General features: G+C 64.0%; 4 protein-coding genes. 1 reads left to right on the top strand and 3 read right to left on the bottom strand.

Annotated elements, in window-relative coordinates; all coding sequences use genetic code 11:
- The 3 genes from JOY90_RS30860 to JOY90_RS30850 form a co-directional block, all read right to left on the bottom strand.
- Positions 1-1522 (bottom strand): ABC-F family ATP-binding cassette domain-containing protein (locus JOY90_RS30860; protein WP_291694882.1); only part of this gene is annotated, 1522 nt, incomplete at its 3' end.
- Between the two features lie 77 nt (positions 1523-1599).
- Positions 1600-1749, bottom strand: coding sequence for a hypothetical protein (locus tag JOY90_RS30855; RefSeq protein WP_291694881.1), 150 nt, complete (start codon positions 1747-1749; stop codon positions 1600-1602).
- Between the two features lie 64 nt (positions 1750-1813).
- Complete coding sequence (locus tag JOY90_RS30850; protein ID WP_291694880.1) at positions 1814-2278, bottom strand: hypothetical protein; 465 nt, start codon at positions 2276-2278, stop codon at positions 1814-1816.
- A 97-nt stretch (positions 2279-2375) separates the two neighbouring features.
- Between JOY90_RS30850 and JOY90_RS30845 the strand changes: the two genes are divergently transcribed.
- Positions 2376-3340 (top strand): ATP-grasp domain-containing protein (locus JOY90_RS30845; RefSeq protein ID WP_291694879.1); only part of this gene is annotated, 965 nt, incomplete at its 3' end.

The raw sequence follows: 3340 nt of genomic DNA, 5'->3' as shown, positions 1-3340 counted from the left end.
GGTTGGAGAGCGCAGCCAGGAAATGCCGGTCATGCGACACGAACAGCATGGTGCCCTCGAACTCGGAGAGCGCCGCAATCAGCATCTCCTTGGTGGCGAGGTCGAGATGGTTGGTCGGCTCGTCCAGCACCAGGAAATTGGGCGGGTCGTACAGCATCTTGGCCATGACGAGCCGCGCCTTCTCGCCGCCCGACAACACCCGGCAGCGCTTCTCGACATCGTCGCCCGAGAAACCGAAACAGCCGGCAAGCGCGCGCAGCGAGCCCTGCCCTGCCTGCGGAAACGCATCTTCGAGCGACTGGAATACGGTGCGGTCGCCGTCCAGCAGGTCCATCGCGTGCTGGGCGAAATAGCCCATCTTGACGCTGCCGCCGACCGTTACCGCGCCGTCATCCGGTTCGGTCGAGCCGGCGACGAGCTTCAAGAGTGTCGACTTGCCCGCGCCGTTGACGCCGAGCACGCACCAGCGCTCGCGCCGGCGGATCATGAAGTCGAAGTCTTCGTAGATGGTCCGGCTGCCATAACGCTTGTGGACGTTCTTCAGCGCGACCACATCCTCGCCGGAGCGCGGCGCCGGCTGGAAATCGAATGCCACCGTCTGGCGCCGCCGCGGCGGCTCGACCCGCTCGATCTTCTCCAGCTTCTTGACCCGGCTCTGCACCTGCGCGGCATGCGAAGCACGTGCCTTGAAGCGCTCGATGAACTTGATCTCCTTGGCAAGCATCGCCTGCTGACGCTCGAACTGCGCCTGCTGCTGCTTCTCGTTGAGCGCACGCTGCTGCTCGTAGAATTCATAATCGCCCGAATAGGTCGTGAGCGCCCCGCCGTCGATCTCGACCACCTTGGTGATGATGCGGTTGATGAATTCGCGGTCATGCGAGGTCATCATCAGTGCGCCGTCATAGGCGTGCAGAAACTGCTCGAGCCAGATCAGGCTTTCGAGATCGAGATGGTTGCTCGGCTCGTCCAGCAGCATGACGTCCGGACGCATCAGGAGGATGCGGGCGAGCGCCACGCGCATCTTCCAGCCGCCGGAGAGTTTTCCGACGTCATCCTCCATCATCTCCTGACTGAAGCTCAACCCGGCCAGCACCTCGCGGGCGCGGGTTTCCAGCGCATAGCCGTCGAGCTCCTCGAAGCGGGCCTGCACCTCGCCATAGCGCGCGATGATCTCGTCCATCTCGTCGGCGCGATCGGGATCGGCCATCGCGGCCTCGAGCTCCCTCAGCTCCGCGGCTACCGCGCTCACGGGCCCCGCCCCGTCCATCACCTCGGCGACCGCGCTGCGGCCCGACATCTCGCCGACATCCTGGCTGAAATAGCCGATGGTGACGCCCCGATCGACGGCGACCTGCCCTTCATCCGGCTGCTCCTGCCCGGTGATCATCCGGAACACCGTGGTCTTGCCGGCCCCGTTCGGCCCCACCAGCCCTGCCTTCTCGCCCTTCTGAAGCGCCGCGGAAGCTTCGATGAACAGAATCTGGTGGCCTTGCTGCTTGCTGATATTGTCGAGGCGGATCATGGGCACGCGAGAAAGGAGCAATCGTCGCGACCGCTCTTAAAACATCCGAGGCTGCCGTGGAAGCCTGTTCGCCTTGCTCAATGCCGCTTGAAATATTGCACGGCGCGCTCGTGTTTCTCGGCCGCAGCGCGCGAGCTGAAAGTGCCGAGATTGCGCCGCTTGCCGGTCTTGGGATCGACCTTGCGGGAATAGAGCCGGTATTTTCCGGAGGACAGCTTGCGGATCATGGCGTGGTCTCCTGTCACCCTATCGAACCGGCGACCCCGCCCGACGTTCCATCGCGTCGGGTCTTCACTCCTTCTTGCCGGGTGCAAATGCCTGGTCGCCGAATGGCTGGTCGATCGGCGGGCGAATCGCGATGAACGAACGCTGCATCGTCGCATGGCAGGAATTGCAACCGGCGGTGAGCTCGCCATAGGCCTTCTCGAACCGCTTGGCATCCTTGGCCACGATCGCATCGTCGACCGACTGCAACGGGGCTGACAGCGTAGTCACGCTGGTGACGGGAATGCCGGAATAGAGCAGCGCGGCCTCCACGAGGCTGGTCTTGAGCTGATGCAGCTCGAACCCTGCCAAGTCCCAGTTTCCGGCCTTGCCGGCATACCAAAGCTTGATGTGGCGGATCTGAATGCCATCCATGATGTCGCCGAGCCGCGGGACATAGGGTTCACCGCGATCCGCGCTGGATTGCGCCCTCGCCAAAGGCGTAAGCGCGCCCAGCATCAGCAAGGCCAGCCCCCAATCCCGCCATCTCATGTCCCACTCCAAATATCCTTGCCAGACGCTGCGCCCGGTCCACACCAATCTCTATCCGGCACCGTCGCGGCATCCTTGCGTTCGATCAAGCCGGCGCTTGGCGCTCGCCCTGCTTTCGCCTATATCTGCCGCGCCCGCGCGAAGGCGGGCTGACGCGGAAAACAGCTTGCGCGAGCCTTTCGTCCCGAAGCTCCTGTCGCGGATCGCCGACCGCGCCAACGTCTGCATCGAGCTGGAGCCCGAATTCGGCTACGCCGGACGGATCGTCTTCGCTGACGGCACGAGCCATCCGTTCAAGGCCGGCAATCTCAACATCAACCGCGGCGGTGCGATGGCAATCGCCGACGACAAGAGCTACACGAGCTTTTTCCTGCGCCAGGCAGGCTTGCGGACCCCGCGGGAGTTGACGTTCTTTTCCGAGAAGTTGCGCGCCAATCTTGATCCGGCCAAGGCGCGCACGGCGCGCGAGGCCTGTCACTTCGCCGAACGGATCGGCTATCCCGTGATCGTGAAGCCGAACATCGGCAGTTTCGGCAATTTCGTCAGCAAGGCCTATGGCCCAGACGAGGTCATGGACGCGGCGGCGCTGATCTTCGCCAAGAACGAGGTCGCGCTGGTGCAGGAGTTCCTTGCAGGCAACGACCATCGCATCGTCGTGCTCGGCGACGAGATCGTTGCAGCCTACCAGCGCGTGAGCCTCCGCATCATCGGCGACGGCCGCTCCACCGTTCAGGAATTGCTGTTGCGGAAGAAGGCCAGTCTGCCCGGCCTGAGGCGTCCGAACTCCGATTTCGACCCCGCCGATTCCCGCATCGATCGGGTTCTGGCGCGCGCCCGTCTTGCGCGCGACACGGTGCTGTCACAAGGCGCCGTGCAGCCGCTGCTCGACAACGCCAACCTGTCCACGGGCGGCGACGTCATCGACATCACGGACAAGCTCGACCCCGGGCTTGCCGCGACCGCCGTCAAGGCGACGAAAGCACTCGGGCTGACGCTCTGCGGCGTCGACGTGATCTGCGCCGACGCCACGAGGCCGTCAGATGACCACGTCATTCTCGAAAT

This window comes from Bradyrhizobium sp., from assembly GCF_019242285.1.
GTDB lineage: Bacteria > Pseudomonadota > Alphaproteobacteria > Rhizobiales > Xanthobacteraceae > Bradyrhizobium.
The sequence above is the reverse complement of the archived record's forward strand: the minus strand, read 5'-3'. Positions and strand labels throughout refer to the sequence as shown.

Excerpts from the sequence above, each read along its gene's own strand:
- JOY90_RS30850 (WP_291694880.1), bottom strand. The coding sequence starts at position 2,278 with ATGAGATGGCGGGATTGGGGGCTGGCCTTGCTGATGCTGGGCGCGCTT.
- JOY90_RS30855 (WP_291694881.1), bottom strand. The coding sequence starts at position 1,749 with ATGATCCGCAAGCTGTCCTCCGGAAAATACCGGCTCTATTCCCGCAAG.